General features: G+C 45.6%; 19 protein-coding genes and 2 riboswitches. All 19 genes read right to left on the minus strand.

Features of this window, described 5'->3' with window-relative positions:
* Nucleotides 1-40 precede the first annotated feature (40 nt).
* On the minus strand, nt 41-379 hold the full coding sequence (locus tag DSOL_RS13820; RefSeq protein WP_075365424.1) for a MazG-like family protein: 339 nt from the start codon (nt 377-379) through the stop codon (nt 41-43).
* A 31-nt stretch (nt 380-410) separates the two neighbouring features.
* On the minus strand, nt 411-572 hold the full coding sequence (locus DSOL_RS13825; RefSeq protein ID WP_345788390.1) for a hypothetical protein: 162 nt from the start codon (nt 570-572) through the stop codon (nt 411-413).
* Nucleotides 573-742: 170 nt separating this feature from the next.
* Nucleotides 743-2,245 (minus strand): gluconokinase, encoded by a 1,503-nt coding sequence (locus tag DSOL_RS13830; protein WP_075365425.1) that lies wholly within the window; start codon nt 2,243-2,245, stop codon nt 743-745.
* Nucleotides 2,246-2,257: 12 nt separating this feature from the next.
* Complete coding sequence (gene gnd, locus DSOL_RS13835; RefSeq protein WP_075365426.1) at nt 2,258-3,178, minus strand: phosphogluconate dehydrogenase (NAD(+)-dependent, decarboxylating); 921 nt, start codon at nt 3,176-3,178, stop codon at nt 2,258-2,260.
* Between the two features lie 47 nt (nt 3,179-3,225).
* Nucleotides 3,226-4,512: a nickel pincer cofactor-dependent isomerase, group 22 gene (locus DSOL_RS13840; protein WP_075365427.1), complete on the minus strand. Its 1,287-nt coding sequence runs from the start codon at nt 4,510-4,512 to the stop codon at nt 3,226-3,228.
* Between the two features lie 19 nt (nt 4,513-4,531).
* Nucleotides 4,532-5,161: a bifunctional 4-hydroxy-2-oxoglutarate aldolase/2-dehydro-3-deoxy-phosphogluconate aldolase gene (locus DSOL_RS13845; protein ID WP_075365428.1), complete on the minus strand. Its 630-nt coding sequence runs from the start codon at nt 5,159-5,161 to the stop codon at nt 4,532-4,534.
* Between the two features lie 24 nt (nt 5,162-5,185).
* Entirely contained in the window at nt 5,186-6,004 is an 819-nt protein-coding gene (locus DSOL_RS13850; RefSeq protein WP_075365429.1) for a carbohydrate ABC transporter permease, read from the minus strand.
* A 3-nt stretch (nt 6,005-6,007) separates the two neighbouring features.
* Nucleotides 6,008-6,886 carry a carbohydrate ABC transporter permease gene (locus tag DSOL_RS13855; protein WP_075365430.1) on the minus strand — a complete coding sequence of 293 codons (879 nt, stop codon included), beginning with the start codon at nt 6,884-6,886 and terminating at the stop codon, nt 6,008-6,010.
* A gap of 100 nt (nt 6,887-6,986) precedes the next feature.
* A complete protein-coding gene (locus DSOL_RS13860) occupies nt 6,987-8,300 on the minus strand; it encodes an ABC transporter substrate-binding protein (protein WP_207649631.1) in 1,314 nt (437 codons plus the stop codon).
* Between the two features lie 198 nt (nt 8,301-8,498).
* Nucleotides 8,499-10,121, minus strand: coding sequence for a dihydroxy-acid dehydratase (ilvD, locus tag DSOL_RS13865; RefSeq protein WP_075365431.1), 1,623 nt, complete (start codon nt 10,119-10,121; stop codon nt 8,499-8,501).
* The gene (locus DSOL_RS13870) at nt 10,118-11,641 is read right to left on the minus strand and encodes a gluconokinase (protein WP_075365432.1); all 1,524 of its coding nucleotides are present in this window, start codon (nt 11,639-11,641) and stop codon (nt 10,118-10,120) included. Before DSOL_RS13870 ends, ilvD begins: the two co-directional genes overlap by 4 nt.
* Before the next feature lie 117 nt (nt 11,642-11,758).
* Nucleotides 11,759-12,616 carry a MurR/RpiR family transcriptional regulator gene (locus tag DSOL_RS13875; RefSeq protein WP_075365433.1) on the minus strand — a complete coding sequence of 286 codons (858 nt, stop codon included), beginning with the start codon at nt 12,614-12,616 and terminating at the stop codon, nt 11,759-11,761.
* 14 nt (nt 12,617-12,630) lie between these two features.
* Nucleotides 12,631-13,665: a PucR family transcriptional regulator gene (locus DSOL_RS13880; RefSeq protein WP_075365434.1), complete on the minus strand. Its 1,035-nt coding sequence runs from the start codon at nt 13,663-13,665 to the stop codon at nt 12,631-12,633.
* An 89-nt stretch (nt 13,666-13,754) separates the two neighbouring features.
* A complete protein-coding gene (locus DSOL_RS13885; RefSeq protein WP_075365435.1) occupies nt 13,755-14,879 on the minus strand; it encodes an ABC transporter ATP-binding protein in 1,125 nt (374 codons plus the stop codon).
* A gap of 168 nt (nt 14,880-15,047) precedes the next feature.
* Complete coding sequence (locus tag DSOL_RS13890) at nt 15,048-17,357, minus strand: xanthine dehydrogenase family protein molybdopterin-binding subunit (protein ID WP_427854407.1); 2,310 nt, start codon at nt 17,355-17,357, stop codon at nt 15,048-15,050.
* Between the two features lie 11 nt (nt 17,358-17,368).
* Nucleotides 17,369-17,818, minus strand: coding sequence for a (2Fe-2S)-binding protein (locus tag DSOL_RS13895; protein ID WP_075365436.1), 450 nt, complete (start codon nt 17,816-17,818; stop codon nt 17,369-17,371).
* Nucleotides 17,803-18,606, minus strand: coding sequence for an FAD binding domain-containing protein (locus DSOL_RS13900; protein ID WP_075365437.1), 804 nt, complete (start codon nt 18,604-18,606; stop codon nt 17,803-17,805). Before DSOL_RS13900 ends, DSOL_RS13895 begins: the two co-directional genes overlap by 16 nt.
* Before the next feature lie 254 nt (nt 18,607-18,860).
* A riboswitch (purine riboswitch) is annotated at nt 18,861-18,962 on the minus strand.
* 130 nt (nt 18,963-19,092) lie between these two features.
* Nucleotides 19,093-19,908 carry a methyl-accepting chemotaxis protein gene (locus tag DSOL_RS13905; RefSeq protein ID WP_075365438.1) on the minus strand — a complete coding sequence of 272 codons (816 nt, stop codon included), beginning with the start codon at nt 19,906-19,908 and terminating at the stop codon, nt 19,093-19,095.
* A gap of 18 nt (nt 19,909-19,926) precedes the next feature.
* Nucleotides 19,927-20,409 (minus strand): chemotaxis protein CheW, encoded by a 483-nt coding sequence (locus DSOL_RS13910; protein WP_075365439.1) that lies wholly within the window; start codon nt 20,407-20,409, stop codon nt 19,927-19,929.
* 82 nt (nt 20,410-20,491) lie between these two features.
* Nucleotides 20,492-20,575: riboswitch (cyclic di-GMP riboswitch) on the minus strand.
* Nucleotides 20,576-20,600 lie beyond the last annotated feature (25 nt).

Consider the following 20,600-nt stretch of genomic DNA (forward strand, 5'->3'; position numbering starts at 1 on the left):
AAATTAAAAGAATGGTCGATACTCGCTGTTCCATCCCTTCTTAATCACAGTATCCTTTACACCGTAATTTAGTTATATGTTCTTTCAAAATGGCTTCCAAATCAATGCCATATTGCTCCTCCAGGACAAACATCATTGTGACTGCCGTCTGAGCCACGTCCACCAATTCTCGTGCTACCATTTGCATGGCTTCTTCTTCCTCCAACCGTTGTCGCTCCCCACTAAGCCCTCTGAATTTGCCAATAGCTTGGGCCAACTCCCCGGATTCCTCCATGATTTTCAAAGCTGTGCTTTCCAAGGAAGGACTTAAGCGGTTCAAGCGCGGAAGAATTACAGTCTTAGAAGCGAGCAGACCTTCCCTGAATCTATCTGAAGTCATTCTCGTACCCCCCACATTCATAACTACATGATTAATCACGCCACGGCTTACCTAAAACCTTTTCAACAAATAGTTTTGCAAGGTCAGGATCAAACTGTATACCAGAGTTCTTGCGAATTTCTTCAATAACTAATCCCTCACTCAGAGCCTTGCGATAGGGTCGCTCATTGGTCATGGCATTATAATATCTCATATGCACATATGTATCCTGTTGATACAAGCTTCTCTTTATGCTCGCAATTCGTCAAAATCCATCGTATTCCTTCTGTTCTTGAAAAATAATATTTTAAAACTGCATTTTTACTCTTATCTAAAAGAAACGGACTAAAACAATGCTTTTAGTCCGTTTCTTTCAATTTTCAGTTACCGAGTAGAGAATGACCCTGCTCCCCGATAGAGTCGGTCATAAAGTTGCCTATAGTGACTGTACTGATTCCCGTAAAACTTCGCTTGTTGCGGATTGGGGTAAACCACCCTGTTTATTTGAGATAAGCTCGTACACTCGTTTAGAGTTTTGATTTTTCCAATCGCCAACCAGGCGAGAACCACCGCCCCAAATGCGGATCCTTGGGGTTCCCCTAAAATTTGCAACGGAGTATTGAGCACGTCCGCCACAATTTGCACCCAGGTCGACGAGACAACAAAGCCTCCACCAATTCTCACGGACTGTACCTCTCCGGCCAGCTCGACAATCGGTTCAAACACGCTCTTGAGGCGATAGGCTACCCCCTCCATAGCTGCCCGGGCAAAATGCCCTGGCCCATGGGCGAGATCAAGCCCAATCAATGCCGCCCTGATCGAAGGATCCCAGTTCGGCGAACGTTCTCCCGTCAGAAATGGCAACAGCATAAGCCCCTCCGAGCCGGGTGAAATCTGAGCTGCTAGACCTTCAATCTCCTCGAACGAGACCCCGTTTAGCCATTTTTCCCGAACCCATTGCAGGGTTAGACCAGCATTATTGATCGCTCCCCCAACAACCCACGCACCGGGCGCTAAATAGTAGCACCAAGTTCTTCCTTGTGAATCCAACCTCGGCTCAGACACTGTGATACGAGCCGCCCCACTTGTTCCTATCATCACGGTTACTTCCCCAGAACTCAACGCTCCAGCACCAAGACTTGATAAAACTCCATCCCCTGCGCCGATTACCACCCGAACATCTGCGCTTAACCCCAAACGTTCACTGGCTTCCCGTTTTATTCCTTCAAAGACCTCTGTCGTAGAGACAACCTCGGAAAGTTGTTCCCGCTTTATCCCCGTTAATCCTAAGATCTCTTCATCCCAATCAAATGTGTGTACATTAAAAAGACCAGTACTTGAGGCGATTGAAGCATCAATCACAAACCGACCAAACCAACGATAAAAGAGCAATTCTTTTAAAGAAAGAAAACGTTCCGCTCGTTGGAAGGCTTCGGGTTCTTCTTTAGCAAGCCAAACTAATTTTCCAGGCAGATACATAGGGTGAATAGGGCAACAGGTTCTGGAATAAAACTCTTTCTGCCGCCCCTCTAAACGCCACTGCTCAGTGATGGAGGTACTGCGATTGTCCGCCCAAATAATACAGGGACGAAGAGGCTCACCCCTACTTAACGGAATAATCCCATGATTGACAGCGCTAAAGCTTATTAGTGTTACCCTATAGTTTGCCATTTGGACACTCTGGACAGCATCTCGAATACATTCCTCGACTTGAGCTAGCACAAAATCCGGATCCTGCTCAGCCCAACCAGGCTTTGGGGACGACGTCGGATAAAGGCGTTCAGCATTTGTCACCACTTCAGCTTGATCAGAGTAAGCCACGCAGCGACATCCCGTTGTCCCGATGTCCACTCCAAGGGTTGCTTCTGATAATGTTAAGCTGTTCATAGAGCAACCCCTTTAGTCTTTTATTACCATGGCATGGCCACCAAATTCATTGCGCAGAGCCGCAACTACTTTACCGGCAAACGTGTCATTTTGCCTTGAACGCAAGCGTGCCGCATAAGACAAAGCAATCGCTTCGAACGGAACCCCAACCTTCCAAGCCTCTTCGATAGCCCAACTTCCTGTACTTCCGCCACCGACTTCCCCCGTAATCTTACTGAGGTCGGTATCTTTGGCAAAGGCACGTTCAGCCAAATCCATTAAATGCCCACTTACAATACTCCCTTTTGTCCACAACTGAGCAATTTGTTGGAGATCTAACTCATACGGTCCGGCATCTAGAAGTTCGAAACCTTCGCCAATCGCCTGTAACATGCCGTACTCAATGGCATTATGTACCATTTTAGTGTAATGTCCAGCCCCACTGGCACCCACGTAAGTGCAAGCTCCCCGCCCCACAGAAAGCACTTCTAAAAGGGGCTTAGCTTGTGCAAAGGCATCTGGATTCCCGCCGACCATCAGACAAAGACCACCTTTTGCACCTTCCGTCCCCCCGCTGGAACCGGAATCCAAATATTGTATCCCTAATTCAGCCAACCTTTTAGACCTGCGAACAGAGTCTCGGTAAAAGGAATTCCCCCCATCAATAACGATATCTCCAGGGCTGAGAAATTGGCTGAGACCGTTTTCCCCAAACAAAACCTCTTCGATAGGATCTCCCGCCGGAACCATCAACCAAATTACACGCGGTGCTTCCAAAGAGTCCACTAGTTCTTTTAAACTACGACAACCTTGGGCCCCTAGTTTGGAAAGCTCATTTACTTGCTCCTGATTAACATCAAAAACGGCTACTTTGAAACCTTTGGACAAAACATTTTCTACGGCTAAAGCACCCATTTTTCCGAGTCCAACCATACCATAAGAAGAATTCCCCATGTCAATCACCACCTTTACTTAAAGTTCTACCTTATTTTATTGAAGCCTTATCCGTTGCACTTCTCACTCATCAAATTCCCAGCTTCATTAAATTTCCACTCTTCTAATTCCCCAATCTCTAACCCCACCAGATGAGTTGATAATTCCTTCACGACTGCTTCTGATGCCCAAAACTCCCCAATACTCAAGGTGTTTTTGATTCTCACCAAGCGGACATTGGAAGGACCGTCCGCATTACAGGTCTTCACCGCTGCCCGAAGGACATCGTAGTCCGAATCCAGCGTCAAGGGAATTTTCACCGGTCCAGTCACCGTCGAAGTTAGGGCATTGGGATAGGTTTGTTCCAAATCCATTTTATCCACAAGTCTTTTTGCGACTAAATCTGCAGTTCCAATTCCATTTGCATTTCCATGGCTTCGCTCCGTCAGATCCAAAAGGGCCATCTTACTGACCTCTGGACCACCATGGGCATAGGGCGTCGGATAACGACCCGTAACGTTCGGATCCATTCCATCTCCACTAATGTCTTTGCCGATTTCGTCAACGACCAAAACGTCCAGCTGTTTGACTGGCAAACTGGGCATGAGATTTTTTGCCAACATTAGCAAGTTTGGTTCTTCCGAAAGTAAGTGCTCTGCTGGAATGGCCGTGATCGAATGAGTTTGATCATAAGCATTTTCTATAATACCTAGGCCGAACGTCACCTTAGTCTTCTCGAGAAGGAGTGTCCCCATCTCGATAAGATATTGGGCCATGTACTTAAATCCCCGTTCATGACAAGCCTCGGCGCCTTTTTGTTTGCCCAAACCAATCGTCAACATTTTAACTAATCCGCTTTCGATAGGACCGCGGAACGCAGTATGAGGCTTGATTCGGTTCAGAAGTACAATATGATCCGCTTCCAGCGCATCTTCGCTTAAATAAACTGGCAGGCCATCCTGTAACCTTCCGATCATTTTAACGTCCATGTTGGACTTGATCTCCGCACCCACAGCTTCTGGTACAATTCCCAACCTGAGAAGTATCTCCTGTTGCCCTTCAGCCGTAGCTCCGCCATGACTTCCCATGGCTGGGATAATAGTCACTTCTGCGCCCGTCTTGCGAAGCTCAGCTACTAGGGTCTGAACGATAAGCGGAAGGTTATTAATCCCCCGACTTCCAACGCTTAAAGCAACTTTATCCCCCGTGTGAATGCGATCCAGCGTTCCCTCTCGTTTAAGAGCCTCACGAATCTCCTGTGGAATATCTAGGAGGTGATCGTCGGGGAAGGTTTGGCGAATTCGGGCGACCCTTGGCAACGTAACACTTTGTAATAATTCGGCATAGTTTCCCACTAGTTCACCCTCTTGCGTTTTATAACACTGCCACCGAAATTTCTTGCCCGATTTGTTTGGCCAAACGAGTAATTTCAGCATAATTTTTAGTCTTCAGCCAATCCTTTTTAACTAAGGCACTTCCCATACCGACCGCGACTGCGCCTGCCTGAATAAAGGCCGCAGCATTCTCTGCGGTAATCCCTCCGGTTGGGATAAACGGAATATATGGAAAAGGACCGCGCAATTCCTTCAGGAAGTTTACCCCCAAAGAACCAGCTGGGAACAGCTTAACAATATCTGCTCCACTTTCCATCGCTAAGAGTGCCTCAGTTGGAGTCATCACTCCCGGAATCGCCATTCGCCCATAGCGATGGGCGATTTGAATCACTTCGGGACGAACAACCGGGGAAAAAAGAAAATCTGCTCCAGACTCAATCGCCTCACGCGCGGTTTCCGTATCGAGAACTGTCCCTGTCCCCACCACTAGGCGGGGTTCCCTGGTTTTAAGCGCATCAATAACGCGCCACGCATTCGGCGAATCAGAAGTAACTTCAATCGTAAAAATTCCAGCTTCAATTAAAGCCTGGACCGTATCATAGGCCTCTTGTTCATTAAAGCCACGCAAAATCGCTAAAATTCCATTATGCCAGAGCCTATGTTTAAACAATGTACACCCCTCGCTTTCCAGAATTTACCCCTTAACCGCTCCAGCCGTTAAGCCACTGATAATATACTTCTGCGCAAATAGGGCCAGAATCAGAACAGGAAGTGTGATAACCACGGCAGCAGCCATCAATCCACCCCAATTGATTGAGGAGTATGAGAGAAATGAGAAGACAGCAATCGGTAATGTTTTGGTTTTCTGCCCAGATAGGACAAGAGAAAACATGAAGTTATTCCAAGAAAAAACGAAGGAGAAAATTGAAGAGGTTATAATCCCCGGCCCAGAAATCGGCAAAACCACTCGCCAGAATGCTCCCTGAATGGTACATCCGTCCACCCGGGCAGATTCTTCTAATTCCAAAGGAATATTTTCAAAGTAGGAAACCATAATCCAAACGATGAAAGGTAGACCGACTAACATATGACTTAAGATCATCGAAGTGTAACTATCAACCAGATTCAACTTGGAGAAAATAATGAACCAGGGGATCAGGAAGGTAATACCCGGAACAATTCGAGCGACCAAAATGGTTAGTCCCAACTTGTTTTGACGGTACCGAGCAATTGAGTAAGCGGCCGGTAAGCCGATCAGTAATGAAAGAATCGTTGAAACTGTTGCAATGAAAAAGCTGTTGATAATAAACTTCATGAAGCTGTACTCTTGAAACACATCCAGATAGTTCTGGAATGTTGGCTGAAAAACAAAGACATTGTTAGTGGAAAGAATCTGCTGTTGGGTCTTGAACGAGGCTAGAATCATCCAGAAAAAAGGAAATAGGAAGCCTAGCACAACGGCTATGAGGAGCAGCCTTTGCAAGAATTTAACGGGATCCCTACGTTTTGACATACCTTAAGCCCCCCAGCGTTTCCTGGCAGAAACCAGGAGCATACTCATACCAAGTACAATTACAAAGAAGATCATTAAAAGTGATGACGTCATTCCTAACTGGAAATACGAAAATCCTTGGACAAAACTATAAATGTTAATGGTTTCCGAATGGAAATCAGGTCCTCCTCCTGTCATGGCATAGATGATGTCGAAGGTCTTCAAGGCATCAATACTTCTGAGGAGCACGGCAACCAGAATTGTCGGTTGTAAAAGAGGTAAAGTAATTTTGGTAAGCACTTGGAATCGTGTTGCACCATCAACCATGGCCGCCTCATAAGGTTCAGTCGGCAAGGAGGATAGTCCAGCCAAAACAACTAAAGCAATCATGGGAGTCCATTGCCACACATCAACTATAACCAGTGATGCTAAAACTTGTTGGGACGAAGCCAACCAAAGTTGCGGAGGAATATGCAAGAATTGCAATACTTTATTGGCAAACCCAATGTTTGGCTCAAAAATCAGCATCCAGACAAGACCTATTGCGACCGGTGTCGCAATCATGGGTAAGAGAAATAAGGTCTTCAAAACATCTTTGCCTTTAAACTCTTGGTTAAATAAGAGCGCTATTCCTACTCCGAGGACCGTTTCAACAGCCACCGCTCCCAAGGTGAAGGAAAACGTTCGCCAAATAGACGCCATAAAGCGCGGGTCACTAAACAATAGGGTTTTATAATTCGCCAGTCCTACCCATGATGGCGGCACTAAAGCGGACATGCTCCACTCATAAAAACTCAACCGGAACGTATACACAATAGGAAACACCATCATCAGTAATACAAAAAGGACTGCGGGAAGGGGAAACACAAATCTAATATTTCGCTCAAGCCAACGACTAAACATAAAGAACCCCCCTTGGTGCAATTTAAAAGGAGAAACCGAGCCTTTCGTCGAAGCGAAAGGCTCGTTCATTGAAAAGAGGAGTGTTTGATCGTAGACTTTTTTACTTTTCCTTGTCCAAGATCGCTTGGAAAGCAGTATTTGCTGCATTGGCGGCTGCCGCTACATCTTGTCCTTGGATAGCCGCTTGAATTGGTCCACCGACAGCATCGCGGGCAGGTCCAATATTGATAACAAGCGGACGGTCATGATCAACCGATGTCTTCATTGATTCTTTAACAGTAGCGGCATACTCCGCTGGGAAGTTCTTGAGTCCCTCTGGGTTGTTCCATACTGATTCGCGAGCACCAGGGTTACCAGCTTGTTGCATTTTCAGAACTTGCTCTTTGCTTGTTGCCCACTTTATGAATTCCCAGGTAGCATCTTGATTTTTGGACTTAGCGTTCAGGCCTAAAGCCCAAGAGGTAATATTATATGGCTTGGAACCTGCAGCCCCTGCAGGGAACGGAGCAAACCCTACTTTATCCGAGACCGTGGATTTCTTAGGGTCGGTTAAGTTCGTATACAGGCTGTCAGCATCTGGCAAGAATACTGCCTGACCTTGTTGGAACACAGCAAACGCTTGAGGCCAAGCCATGTTCAGAGTTCCTGGAGGCCCATAGAGACGTTGTAGGTCGCCATAGGTTTGATAAGCTTTAATGGCTTCCGGGCTGTTAACAGTTGCTTTGCCATCTTTAGCAAAGTCGCCACCCATGCTATAAAGGAAGCTAGAGTACTGAGTAACCGCAGGAGAACGTTGTCCGCGAGCTACAAAACCATAAAGTTTTTTGCTAGGATCGTTCAACTTCTTGGCTGCAGCGAGAAGTTCGTCTAAAGTTTTCGGAACAGTTATGTTGTTTTGTTGCAGAATGTCTTTGCGATAATAGAGAATTTCTCGTTCTGTAACAATCGGCACGCCATAGAGCTTCTGATCCATGGTTACAGTACCGATCGCGCCTTTGTTGAAATCACTGAGATCCCAGATTTTATCCTTCTGGGATGAAGTGGTTAAATCATTCAACCAACCGTTTTTGGCGAAAAGCTTCCCTTCTTGAAGTGGGCGAAACATCATAGCATCAATCGTGGTCGTTCCAGAGGTCAGTTCAACCGTTAGCTTTTGGGTAAGCTGATCTTCGAAATAGTTCTCCAGATTTACCTTGATTCCAGTTTTTTGTTCAAATTCTGGAAGCTGGGCTTTGATTGCATCGGCCCAAGGGTGGTTAGCAAATACCACGCGGAGTTGAGTTCCAGCATACGGTTTATCCGATGCTGCTGGTTTTGGAGTTGCATTTGTTCCACAGCCTGCGGCCAAACCTAAGGCCATTGCCAAGCTCAAAACCATAGCAACTCCTCTGAACAATTTGTGCGGTTTCTTCACAGTGTCCCCTCCTATTAATTTTTTGTGATTGCCTCTATGTAATATACGGCAAATCTTTTTTAAATCCTGCCATGATGAAAAAAAAATTCTCAATTTACATACTTTGTGAAAACTTTATCCATATGGAAGCACGGGGACGGTTCTCTTGCTTCCCAATAACAATGCAGCGTGTGCGAACGGGCTAAGAAACTTCCTCCCTTAATTCTGAAAAACAGCCCCCAGATTCGCTGAAGAGACCCTATGGGAATACCTTTGAAGGAGACGGGAAGCTTCTTTCTGAACAGGAACAAAGCACTCTCGACGAGCCGCCATTTCCTCACTTGAAACTAAAAGATCCAGCCGTCTATTTCCAATATCAATAAGTATTCTGTCCCCATTTTCGACTAGGGCGATCGGCCCTCCAGCAAAGGCCTCAGGAGAGATATACCCGGCAGAGACACCACCAGAAGCTCCGGAAAAGCGACCATCCGTTAAAATCGCCTTACCTCCATGGACTTGCAAAAATTCCGTCACTCGATGTAACTCTCTCATACCTGGGCCACCAGCCGGCCCTTCATAACGGACCACTAAAATTTCTTCGGGACCTACATTTTCCGCCGCCAAACATTCCTCTTCGGAGTTAAAGACCCTTGCTGATCCTTCGATTTGAGTTTCCGACCCACTGATCGCTGAACGTTTAAGGAGAGCTCCTTCTGGCGCCAGACTTCCGTATAACACGACTAGACCGCCCTCTTGTTGAAGCGGATTATCCAGGGTATGAATAAGTTCTCCGATTTCTCCAACTTGACGCAAGTTTTCCTGTACGGTTTGCCCTGTTACCGTAATTATGTCTTTATGCAAAAGAGACTCCAAACGTTTCATGACGGCCTGAGTCCCTCCCGCTCGGTGGATATCCACGACAGTATGGTCTTGGTCATTGGGTACGACTGCCGTTAAAAATGGGGTACTCAAGCTTAAACGATCAAAATCTTGTAGTGTGAGACTTATGTCTATTTCTTTGGCAAGGGCCAGGAGATGGAGAACAGCATTTAACGACCCTCCAGTCGCTAGCAAAACACGAATTGCATTTTCGAAGGCTTCTTTGCTCAAAATTTTCCTCGGAGTAATCCCCTCTTCTATCAGTTTGACGACCTGAGCTCCCGACTCTTGAGCTAAACTAGAGCGTAGCGCACTTTGTGATGGTACAAGTCCATTGCCTGGCATCGCTAAACCCAAGGCCTCTGTTAGCATCCCCATCGTATTCGCAGTGCCTAAATAAGGACAAATTCCTGGACTTGGGTAATATTTAAGGGTCTCTTCTACCAATGTCTTCTCGTCAATCTCTCCCCGCATAAAACGCTGACGGGCTGCCTTGGAATCCCGAGGCTTGATTTCCGGAACATTGGGCCCTGCTGAAACGAGAATACTGGGAAAGTTGATCCGAGCTGCTGCCATTAATAGGGCTGGAACGATTTTATCACAAGAACCGAGCAAGACCATTCCATCAAAAATATTATGGCTCAGAATCATTGTTTCCACCGAGTCAGCTATCAATTCTCGACTGGGAAGAACATAATTCATCCCACAATGTCCCTGGGTAATTCCATCACAAATCGCTATGGTGTTGAATTCTAGTGGAGTACCCCCCGCTTGGATAATTCCACGTTTGACATGTTCTGCTAGTTCTCTGAGAGGGGCATGTCCAGGAACAATTTCATTCCAAGTATTGACTACCGCAACGATCGGGCGGTCAAGGTCTTCGTAACGGGCTCCAGCTGTACACAAATGTGCCTTAGCAATGGCTCGTTGAAAAGGAGGAAGTTGATTTATACGGTTTATCATTGTGATGCCCCCTTTTGTGCAAACTCCTGAAGTTTCAGGTAAGCTTTTTCTCCCAAATTAACAAGTTCTTTGAACAGAGTATACCCTTCTTGGTAACGTGCTACCCTAGTTTGAACCGGTGCTTGAACACGGGCAGGGGGAATAAGTTCCGCACATTCTTCTAATGAACTAATTTGTCCTAAGGCATACCAAGCTAGAAAGGCACCACCTAGTGCCGATCCCTGTGTATGTTTCAGAGTTCCTAGTGGCTTACCGATCACATCCGCAAGAATCTGCACCCATACCTTAGATTTTGTAAACCCCCCCGTTGCTCGGACTTCAACAACTGGCCCTATTAAATGGACAAGCAGTTCTACGACTGAATTAAGCTGATAACAAATACCCTCAAGTACAGCCCGCATCAGATGGTCTCGAGTATGAATCAACTTCAGACCCCAAAAACTTCCCGAAACATCCTCACGCCAGAACGGAGCCCGTTCTCCAGTGAGATACGGCAGGCAAAAAAGGCCGTCTGACCCTGGAGTAATTTTGGCGACCCCCAGGTTCAGTTGCTCATAAAAAGTGTCCGAAGACTCCCCTCCACTTAACAGGATTCCCTGCAACCAGCGCACGAGTATTCCCCCGTTATTGATGGGCCCACCCACAATGTAATGATTCTCATCCACATGGTAACAAAACAGCCGTCCCTGTGGATCCAGCTTTGGCTCATTTACCATCCCGCGGACAGCTCCGCTCGTGCCAATCGAAATAGCTAAAGAACCCGGATTCACTGCCCCTACTCCCAAATTAGCCAGCGCTCCGTCGCTCGCACCCGCAATAATTCGAGTATCATGACCTAACCCTAACTTTTCGGCCAAATCAGGTTTGACACACCCCACTATATCCGTCGTTTTTACCAACCTTGGCAGCTGAGCCCCTGACACTCCACACCAATCCAGGGCATCTTGATCCCAGTCCCGTGATGCAAGATTATAGAGTCCAGTCGCTGAGGCAATAGATTCATCGACCACCCACTCACCCAGCAAATCAAATAAAATCCAAGACTTTAGATCCGCCCAAAGTTTAGTTCTATGATAGATTTCTGATTCATTTTCTCTGAACCACGCTAGTTTAACAAGTGGCGACATAGCATGAATCGGAGTTCCGGTTTTTTCATATAAAGACAGTCCTTCAGGGCCAGAACGCAATCGTCCAGCCATACCTTCAGCCCGTTGATCGGCCCAAGTCACAAGATGGGTTAAAGGTTGGTTAAATTCATCGACCGCCATTAATGCGTGCATCGCTGTACTGAGAACCATAACTTTTGGACAATCTGTGACTCCTGAAAGAACTTGCTGAATTGCCCAATGAAAGGCTTCTAATACTTTAAACGGATCTTGCTCTACATAACCCTGACGGGTTTGAATCAATGGGTAGCCACTACTAAATTCTCGAACCAATTCTGCCTTTTCGTTAAAAATTGTCGCTTTGACACTAGACGTCCCAACGTCAACGCTTAAAATCCATTCTCGCTGTTCCACCAATTTCCCACCTTGCCATACTTAAACTTGAAACTTATTCGCTATTACATTTATAAAACTAACTCTTCTTTATTATGAAGAAAAATTGGCTGGCACCAGTTTAGTGAATACTAATTCCTAATACCTCTTCAAAGCAATCACTTCTCGGATTTTCTGGAGATTTTCCAATAGAATATCCCGTCTGAGCAGAGAAACTCCCACAAATAACGTATCAATAATGCTTAGTTGGGCAATCCGAGAGGACATCGCCTCACTCCGATAGTGAGATTCTCGACTGGATGAAAGTAGACAGATATCGCTTTCCTTCGTGACCGGGGATTTAGGATAATTAGTCAAGCAGATTGTCACTGCACCTGCTTGGCGTGCCGTTATTAAAGCTTGCACAATATCGATGTTACTCCCCGAATGGCTAATCGCGAAAACGACCGCTCCGGGTTGTAAGAGGCGAGCTGAAATCACCTGCATATGGGAATCAGTCAGAGCAATGCAGGGAATTCCAACGCGAATAAACTTGTGGTACGCATCCATCGCGATCGGTGCCGATCCTCCCAAACCATAAAATTCAATCCGCGTCGCCTGATGAAGGGTCTGAACCGCTTTCTCCAAACTTCGTTCATCAACAAGGGTTAAGGTATCTTGCAGAGCCTCCATATTAGACTGAAAAACTTTAGCTGCAATTGTCAACAACGTATCGTCCGGGGTGATTTCTTGATGAATGTTCTGTAAGGGTTTAACGAGATCACTCGCCAAAGAAATTTTAAACGCTTGGTACCCACCATATCCTAAACGTTTGCATAAGCGAAAAATAGTTGCCTCAGCACTCTGGGCAAATTCCGCTAGTTCTGTAATCGAAAGATGAATGATTTGATCCGGGTTTTGCAGAATATAACGGGCTACCCGACTTTCCGCTGATTTTAAAGAAGGCAGAATCCCCCTAACACGGGCGAGACAGCCTTGTAAATGATTATCCTCCATGCTTCTCCCCCATTTTACTTGGTGTGATTGCTTAACCAAAGGGCCATAAATAAATGGACTGCTCCAGTTAAACGTCGAGGATTATGTCCTGTTAACTCCGTGATCCGATCTAACCGATAGGTTAACGTATTTCTATGAATAAATAAAGCCCGCGCTGAGTCTGCAACACTCATGTCTTTTTCCAAAAAGGTCCTCAGTGTCTCCAGCAATTCCTCGCTTAAGTGCCCGAGAACACCTTGGATATACTCTTGACCGACAATCGTTCGGGTCTCTTGGAATAGAGAAGCCAGTCCCACATTCCAAGCCGCTAACCCCAGTTTACCCGCAAAAAATCGGCGGTGAAGCTCGACTAATTTCTTGACATCTAAAAAGCCTGCCCATAAATCTGTTTCAATCACTTGACCCACAAAAACCGTTGCCAAAACTCCTAACTCATCTGCTAATAAAGCATGAATCTGTTCGATCAGAGAATTTCCGTAAACCCTATGTTCCACTAACCCTTCACTGCGTTCGAGTGGAACATAGAGAAAAAGATCAGGCTTAAGAACCCAGCGCACGGGTGCCTGTGGGAAAAGGTTCTCCAGCACTTCAACAACCTCAGGAGTCCATGCCGAACAGTGAACAAGTACCGGATACCCCAGAGAAAGGCCCGTTAGGCGACACGCAGCGGCCTTCGCAGCGAAGGTCCCTTGATCCCATTGTTCTACGAGCGCTTTGTTTAGCAGCTTCTCCCAGGTCCAAGATTCAAATGGAACATCCTGATCAAGACTACCTGTCAAACCGTCATAAATTTCTCGGGCCAAGGCTTGTAAGAGTCGGGTTGTCAAGGGTCCCGCCTCTACGCTGCCAGGGCTATAGAGCAACTCAATTGTCCCATCCTCCACCTGAATTTCGAGGGGAATTTGCGGTCCTGGGATTTCGCCCTCCAAAGAATTTCCAGCAGGGGACTGGCACTCGGAACCAACTCGAAATAGCAAGCCCGTTGCCTCGGAAAGACGGCGGGCTAAAACTTGTACTCTTTCCCTTGGTATCCCGTTATTTTGAAACACATTACTTCACCCTAGCCTTTTTCCCTTTGCCAAATATTCTATCACGCTTACCCTTGATGTAACCCACTACACTTAAGAATAGGCAGAATTTAATAAGCAGGTTTATACCCCGGTCTATGAATGACGTCTTGAGTCTCCGCATCGAAATAGCGAGCTGCGCTCATTTCAAAGGCCACTTTATGCTTTTGGAGTACTTTAGCCGGGCTTGTCGCTCCAACCCTCGCAATGACGTTTTCACCGTTAATCGCAAAATGGATATAATTTTCGGCTCCCATAGGTTCAACAACATCCACTTGCACGTCAACCGTCCAATCTGGATGGGCTTCTAGAAAGGCAATATCATCTTCTATGGACTCAGGGCGGATTCCCATGATTATTTCCTTTCCTATATAAGGGGTCAATGCCTCTCGACGTTCCTCAAGCGGGGAAATACGAAGCTCCGGGTTCACCAGCCACATCTGGCCGTTTTCTTCAATTAGTTTGACACGCAAAAAGTTCATGGCGGGCGAACCGATGAACCCAGCCACAAACGTATTGCAAGGATGATTATACAAGTTCATGGGAGTATCCACTTGCTGAATAAACCCATCTTTCATGACGACGATCCGGTCACCCATGGTCATCGCCTCAGTTTGGTCGTGGGTCACATAAACTACGGTTGTCTGTAAACGGTGCCGCAACTTAGAAATCTCAGCCCGCATTTGCACCCTTAACTTAGCATCTAAATTTGATAACGGCTCATCCATCAAAAAGACTTTAGGTTCCCGAACAATTGCTCGACCCAAAGCCACCCTCTGTCTTTGTCCGCCTGACAACGCTTTCGGTTTGCGGTCTAAAAGATGATCGATGTCCAATATTTTAGCCGCTTCCTTCACCCTGCGGTCAATATCATCCTTTGGCATTTTACGCAGCTTTAACCCGAACGCCATATTCTCGTAGACACTCATATGAGGATAGAGAGCATAACTTTGAAAGACCATGGCGATATCTCGGTCTTTTGGCGCGACATTGTTAATCAGTTGGTCCCCAATATATATTTCTCCACTGGTTGTTTCCTCTAGCCCAGCGATCATCCGAAGAGTCGTTGTTTTTCCACAGCCCGAAGGACCGACCAAAACCAGAAATTCCTTATCATTAATCTCTAAATTAAAATCATAAACCACCGTATTTTGATCGTACTTCTTGACCACATTCTTAAATAGTAGCCTTGCCATTAACTTCAACACCTTTCCCAATCTGATCCTATTTAGACAAGCCTGCTGCACAAGTCTATTTTAAGATCCATTGTAACAAATCTAAGCCGGGACAAGCTATTGGCATAATGCACAAAAAATGCCGCACCGATGACGAAAGTCATCTGGCGCAGCATTTTTGGAAAACTGTCAAGAATCTAGATTAAGATTTGTGATTAAGTTTTGCTTTGCCAAAAATACCTTTTCAGGTGTGATCGGTAAATGGTTTACTCTAACCCCGACGGCATTATAAATCGCCTGAGAAATAGCCGGTGGCGGGGTATTGGCCACCACTTCCCCGATAGATTTCGCCCCAAAAGGCCCCGAGGGTTCAAAGCTCTCTTCAAACTCTATCCGCACGTTCCCAACATCTTTGCGGCATGGGATTTTATACTGCATAAAGGAGTTCGTCGCCATCTTGCCCAAGTCATTATAGTTTACCTCTTCGTAGAGGGCCATCCCTATTCCTTGGACAATCCCACCTTCGGCCTGAATGCGGGCTAAATTAGGATTAATCACAGTCCCACAATCTATGACCGCAACATAGTCAATCAAGTCTACTTTTCCAGTCTCTTGATCAACTTCTACCTCCGCAAAACCTGCTACATACGGCGGAGGGGAAATTTCGCTTCCATGTGTTGCATAACCAACAAGCTGAAGTTTTCCCGTACCCAGAATGGTAAGTTCCGCTATCTTGGCAAAACTCATCTCCTGCTCTCCTCTAACAGTACGGACTGCCATTTCATGCAGTTCAACGTCCTCCGAAGAAACTCCTAAAAACGTTGCACCCTGTTCCAAAATCTTCTTTTTCAATTCCTCCGCTGCCTTAACAACCGCAGACCCGGCTACATAGGTCGTACTTGAGGCATAAGACCCTGGATCATAGGGAGCAGTATCAGTATCCCCGGCATTAACTATAATCATCTCCATCGGGATCTCCAAAATCTCCGCGGCCATCTGGCTAAGGATCGTATCGCATCCAGTTCCCATGTCCGTTGCTCCGATGAGAAGGGTAAAATACCCATCATCATTTAATCGAATTTCAGCGGATGCAGTTCCGATATTTGCAATGCCCGAGCCCTGCATCGTAACTGCCATTCCCACTGCTCTCACTTTATTGTGCCCGACTTCTCGGCGCGGGAATTTACCCTTCCAGCCGATCAGCTCTTTGCCCCTGGCTATACATTGATCTAAAGACGAGCTTCCCAGCAGAACCCCTTGACCGGTCAGAAAGGTTTCCCCGACTTTGCTGATATTCTTTAAGCGAACCTCGGTCGGGTCCATATTTAATCGTTCTGCCAACAGATTAACCGTCGATTCCAAGGCAAACGTTCCCTGCGTCGCTCCATATCCTCGGAAAGCCCCTGCTGGCATTTTGTTGGTATACACGGCGTTTCCGTTGAAACGCACCGCTCTTGTTTTATTATAAAGCGGAAGTGTGTAATGACCCACACAGCCTAAGACAGTAGGGGCATGTTCCCCGTACGCCCCAGTGTCCGATAAGACTTTAATATCGATCGCTCGAATAATCCCTTCCTGATCTGCCCCCAGTTTGACCTTAACTCTCATAGCATGACGGCTGGTCGTACAGCTAAATGTTTCTTTTCTATCATAGATGATGAGCGCTGGTTTCCCAGTCTTCAAGGTTACGATCGCTGCAAAGACATCCCCTGCGCCTGTTTGCTTACCTCCGAACCCGCCACCGATTCTAGGCTTAATCACCCTGATCTTACTTGCGGGAATCTGTAACGCTCTCGCCAACTGTCTTTTAATATGAAAAGGAACCTGGGTGGAGCTGACCACAACGAGCCTTCCAACGTGATCAAGGTAAGTAAAAGCACGGTACGTTTCCATCATGGCATGGGCCTGCGCTTGCGGATAATAGACATCCTCAACCACCACTGCGCAACGCTTGAATTCTTCCTCCACATCTCCCACTGCTTCGTAGTAGGAAGAGGCAATATTTTTTCCCTTATCAAGTCCAATATCGAAATTGACGTGCAAATCCTCTTCAGGATGAACCACTGAAGAATGTCCCAAGGCCTGCTCGAAATCTAAAACAGGTTCCATCACTTCATAATCGACCTTGATCTTCTTCATGGCCAGGAGCGCTGTCTTTTCATCCACCGCCGCGATAATCGCCACTTCATCTCCCACATAGCGAACGATTTGATCGAGAATCAAACGATCATAGGGCGAGGGCTCGGGATAGGATTGACCCGCTAACGTGAAACGTTCTTTTGGAACATCTTTATAAGTGAGAATGCATTCCACACCCTCTAACTTCTCTGCCCCAGAAAAATCGATCGAATTAATCTTAGCATAAGCATGTGGGCTTCTCAGAATTTTCACCACTAAGGCATTGGGCAAAGCCAGATCTTCTGTATACACCGGTTTACCTGTGGCGATCATCATGCCATCAATTTTAGGAATGCTGTGACCTACATTTTTCAAGCCCATGCTCTTCACCCCTACTTCACCCCCAGATAGGTCTTAACTGCTCTAAGCTGTCCCATATACCCTGTGCAACGACACAAGTTGCCGGTCAGATAGTGAATAATTTCTTCTTCCGAAGGATTAACCAACTCATTTTTCATGGCCAGCACATTCATGATAAACCCTGGGCTGCAAAAACCACACTGTTCTGCCCCTTCTGCGCTGAGCACTTGGGCAAATTCCTCTGCGGCCTTAGGAACTCCTTCTATAGTTGTGACTTTTTTACCGTGAACCCTTGAGGAAAGGATTGAACAAGAAAGCATAGGCTTGCCCTCAATCCAGACTGTGCAAAGTCCACAACAACTTGTTTCACACGCCTTCTTAACACTAAGAAGTCCATGGACTCTTAAAGTATCCGCCAGAAATTCATCGTTTGCTACGTCCCAAGTGACTAATTTATCATTAATCGTTACTTCGATTTGCATTGCAAAACCTCCATTATTCCCCTCTTGACGAGCACTCGACAGAGAGCCTGGCGATAGTCGGCCGTCCCCCTCATATTTGTGCCAAAGGATAACTCCTCCGCGGCTTTTTGCGCCGCATCCTCAATCTCTTTGTCCGTTAGGTTTTCTTTGGACAGAGTTGACGAAGCACTCTTAGCTATAGCCGCTCTTCTCGGTCTAGCCCCCACAACGATTGTCCAACGATCATCAAGAGTTGAAACTGCAACATTTAGGATCGAATAGTCACTGGCTGAATTTCTAAAGCTCTGGTAATTGGCTAGCCGCTTGTTTTTCTTAATCCATAGTCTCACTAAGATGTCCTTTTCGTAAGGCTTGCCTAAAAATTCCGCTAAGGACATTCTCCCATTTTTGTACAACTCGACTTCCGTATCTAGCGCTAATAAAGCCGTAATTAAATCGGAAAAACCATATTTAGAATAAACCGAAGCGCCCACAGTGACCCCGTTTCGGAATTGCACTCCAATAATATTTTGCACTGATTTGGGAAGCATTCCATTAAAGGATTCCCTTAACAGCGTGTTAGTTTCAACGTCTCTTAAACTTGCCATAGCCCCAATTTCAATGAAATCAGCCTGCTCTTTAATATAGCTAAGTCCAAGTTTAGAAAGGTCAATCGCTGTACCAATTCGTTTGGAACCCATTTTCAGAAAAGCACAGCCACCTAGAATGGTGTTATTTCGTTTCTTGAAAAGAATCTGGGAAGCTTCTTCTAAACTATCTGGTTGAACTAAATCAAGTACTGTAAACACTCTAGCCACTCCACTCCTTGCAGTTGATTATGATACTCACGTGTCCACGAACTAAAGAAACCATGCTGGCACAACAAGAAAACCCAAGCAAACAGCTTTCAACTCAAATTAGTGAGAGAAACCTGCCCGCCTGGGTTCAAGTTCAACTAAACATCTAAATAAGAAGTAAGTCTCCTATATCCACGCAGTGTAATCCAAAAACAAAGTTAAGACTTTCTCAAAGTCTTTGGATCTGTACCACTTGGCCCTGTGGCCTTAGGTACACTTTCGCTCATAGTCGGACCATTTACGGCAGTCCGGTAGAAACTCGCAGACCTTATCTCTGCTACTATATGAACACACTATTCATTTGTCTTAATTTCATTTTACAAGAAATGACGGCTTAGGTCAACTAATTTTTCGAACGTTTGATGTCGCAACCACAAAAACGTTCGAAAAATAGCCTACTCATAATTAATCGAGAAGATACCCCTAATGATTTTGCTTTTAAAGCTTTGCGGCCAAAGCTGATAATGCCATCGCAGATCCTGATAGGGATTCTATGGTCGCTCCAATTTCCTCCACTGCTGCAGAGACTTCCTGAGTATTTCCTCCTACCTTTTCTAACTCCATAGTCATCTTGCCGACATGGCCTTGAATTCCTCCAATAATTTTACGAATATCTTTTGCAGAGGTGGCACTAGATATTGCCATCGCCCGAATTTCCGAGGCCACAACAGCGAAGCCGCGCCCAACGTCACCCGCTCTAGAAGCCTCGATTGAAGCGTTAAGTCCAAGAACTTTTGTATCACTTGCAACGGAATTTATGTATTCAACAACTTCTTCCATTTGCAGTGCTTTTTCGTTGACTTCTTGAGATTGTAGTGTAAGGGCTTGACCACCATCTGCGAGCGCTTGGGCTGAGGCAGCAATATTTTCAATAGCTGCTGAAACCTGTTCCAGAGATTCTGAAAGTTCCTTTGCAAGGGAAGGAAGATTCTGGAGTGCATATTCCCTTTCATTTGAACCTGTGGTGGCTATTCCACCGATAATGACCCCGTTTTCTCTAATCGGATACGCTACTCCAGTATAAGCAACCCCTAAGGCTTCTGCCCCTACCAATCTTTGAACCTTTTCACCTGTTTGAAGGCATTCAAGCGACGTAGACGTAGAGGGTAATATGTCGCCGACTTTAAGAGGTAGATTAATAACAGAACCCATTCTAACATGGATATACTTCTCAAGATCAAACAAAAAAACAGAGGTTTTCCCAAAGTCAGTCTCAAAAATCACATCAACCATTTGTTCATAATCTTCGATCATAGTAATTCCTCCTACCCTTTATTTCTCTTGAACTACAATTAAGTCATCCGATGATACGACATTAGCAGATCCCAACCAAGCTAAAACGTCGTCGGAAAAAAGCTGTTTGACATCTATTACTGGAATGATATCATCCTCAGTTTTGATGATTTCCTTTATTGTGCCACGATGTATAATATCGGGGATTTTTTCAAGGGAACCGCTTTCCAGAATTTCAACGACATCGTCAACCCAAAGACCAATTTTCTCAGTTTCTTGAGCGGACTCAAAAATTATTATTCTGGGTTCTCCTTCTTCACTAGGCTCGATTACAAATTTCTTTCTTAAATCGACTACGGTAACAACACCATCACGCACTTTGGCAATCCCCTGGACAAATTCCGGAGCACCCAAAAGTTGGATAACTTTTACTGGCTTGATGATTTCTCGAACACAACTCATTTCCACAGCATAGTTGTGTAATCCGAGTTTGAATTGAATGAATTGTTTGATTTCGATCATCAGAATAACTCCTTTCTGTTTTTCAATAAATGTCTCCAATTAAATGGATAATGCCACACTCTTTACAAGCATGGCAAAAAAAATCAGTAACCTGGCGGTCGTCAGCCAACCTGTACGATCCATAGCTTTGCGTCCTTAGTTTTCACTAAGTTTGCCATTTTCAAAATTCATATTTAATTTAAAGTAAGTAT

The sequence above is a fragment of the Desulfosporosinus metallidurans genome (assembly GCF_001936615.1).
Lineage (GTDB): Bacteria > Bacillota > Desulfitobacteriia > Desulfitobacteriales > Desulfitobacteriaceae > Desulfosporosinus > Desulfosporosinus metallidurans.

Excerpts from the sequence above, each read along its gene's own strand:
- DSOL_RS13820 (WP_075365424.1), bottom strand. The coding sequence starts at position 379 with ATGACTTCAGATAGATTCAGGGAAGGTCTGCTCGCTTCTAAGACTGTA.
- DSOL_RS13825 (WP_345788390.1), bottom strand. The coding sequence starts at position 572 with ATGAGATATTATAATGCCATGACCAATGAGCGACCCTATCGCAAGGCT.
- DSOL_RS13830 (WP_075365425.1), bottom strand. The coding sequence starts at position 2,245 with ATGAACAGCTTAACATTATCAGAAGCAACCCTTGGAGTGGACATCGGG.
- gnd (WP_075365426.1), bottom strand. The coding sequence starts at position 3,178 with ATGGGGAATTCTTCTTATGGTATGGTTGGACTCGGAAAAATGGGTGCT.
- DSOL_RS13850 (WP_075365429.1), bottom strand. The coding sequence starts at position 6,004 with ATGTCAAAACGTAGGGATCCCGTTAAATTCTTGCAAAGGCTGCTCCTC.
- DSOL_RS13855 (WP_075365430.1), bottom strand. The coding sequence starts at position 6,886 with ATGTTTAGTCGTTGGCTTGAGCGAAATATTAGATTTGTGTTTCCCCTT.
- ilvD (WP_075365431.1), bottom strand. The coding sequence starts at position 10,121 with ATGATAAACCGTATAAATCAACTTCCTCCTTTTCAACGAGCCATTGCT.
- DSOL_RS13875 (WP_075365433.1), bottom strand. The coding sequence starts at position 12,616 with ATGGAGGATAATCATTTACAAGGCTGTCTCGCCCGTGTTAGGGGGATT.
- DSOL_RS13885 (WP_075365435.1), bottom strand. The coding sequence starts at position 14,879 with ATGGCAAGGCTACTATTTAAGAATGTGGTCAAGAAGTACGATCAAAAT.
- DSOL_RS13890 (WP_427854407.1), bottom strand. The coding sequence starts at position 17,357 with ATGGGCTTGAAAAATGTAGGTCACAGCATTCCTAAAATTGATGGCATG.
- DSOL_RS13895 (WP_075365436.1), bottom strand. The coding sequence starts at position 17,818 with ATGCAAATCGAAGTAACGATTAATGATAAATTAGTCACTTGGGACGTA.
- DSOL_RS13905 (WP_075365438.1), bottom strand. The coding sequence starts at position 19,908 with ATGATCGAAGATTATGAACAAATGGTTGATGTGATTTTTGAGACTGAC.
- DSOL_RS13910 (WP_075365439.1), bottom strand. The coding sequence starts at position 20,409 with ATGATCGAAATCAAACAATTCATTCAATTCAAACTCGGATTACACAAC.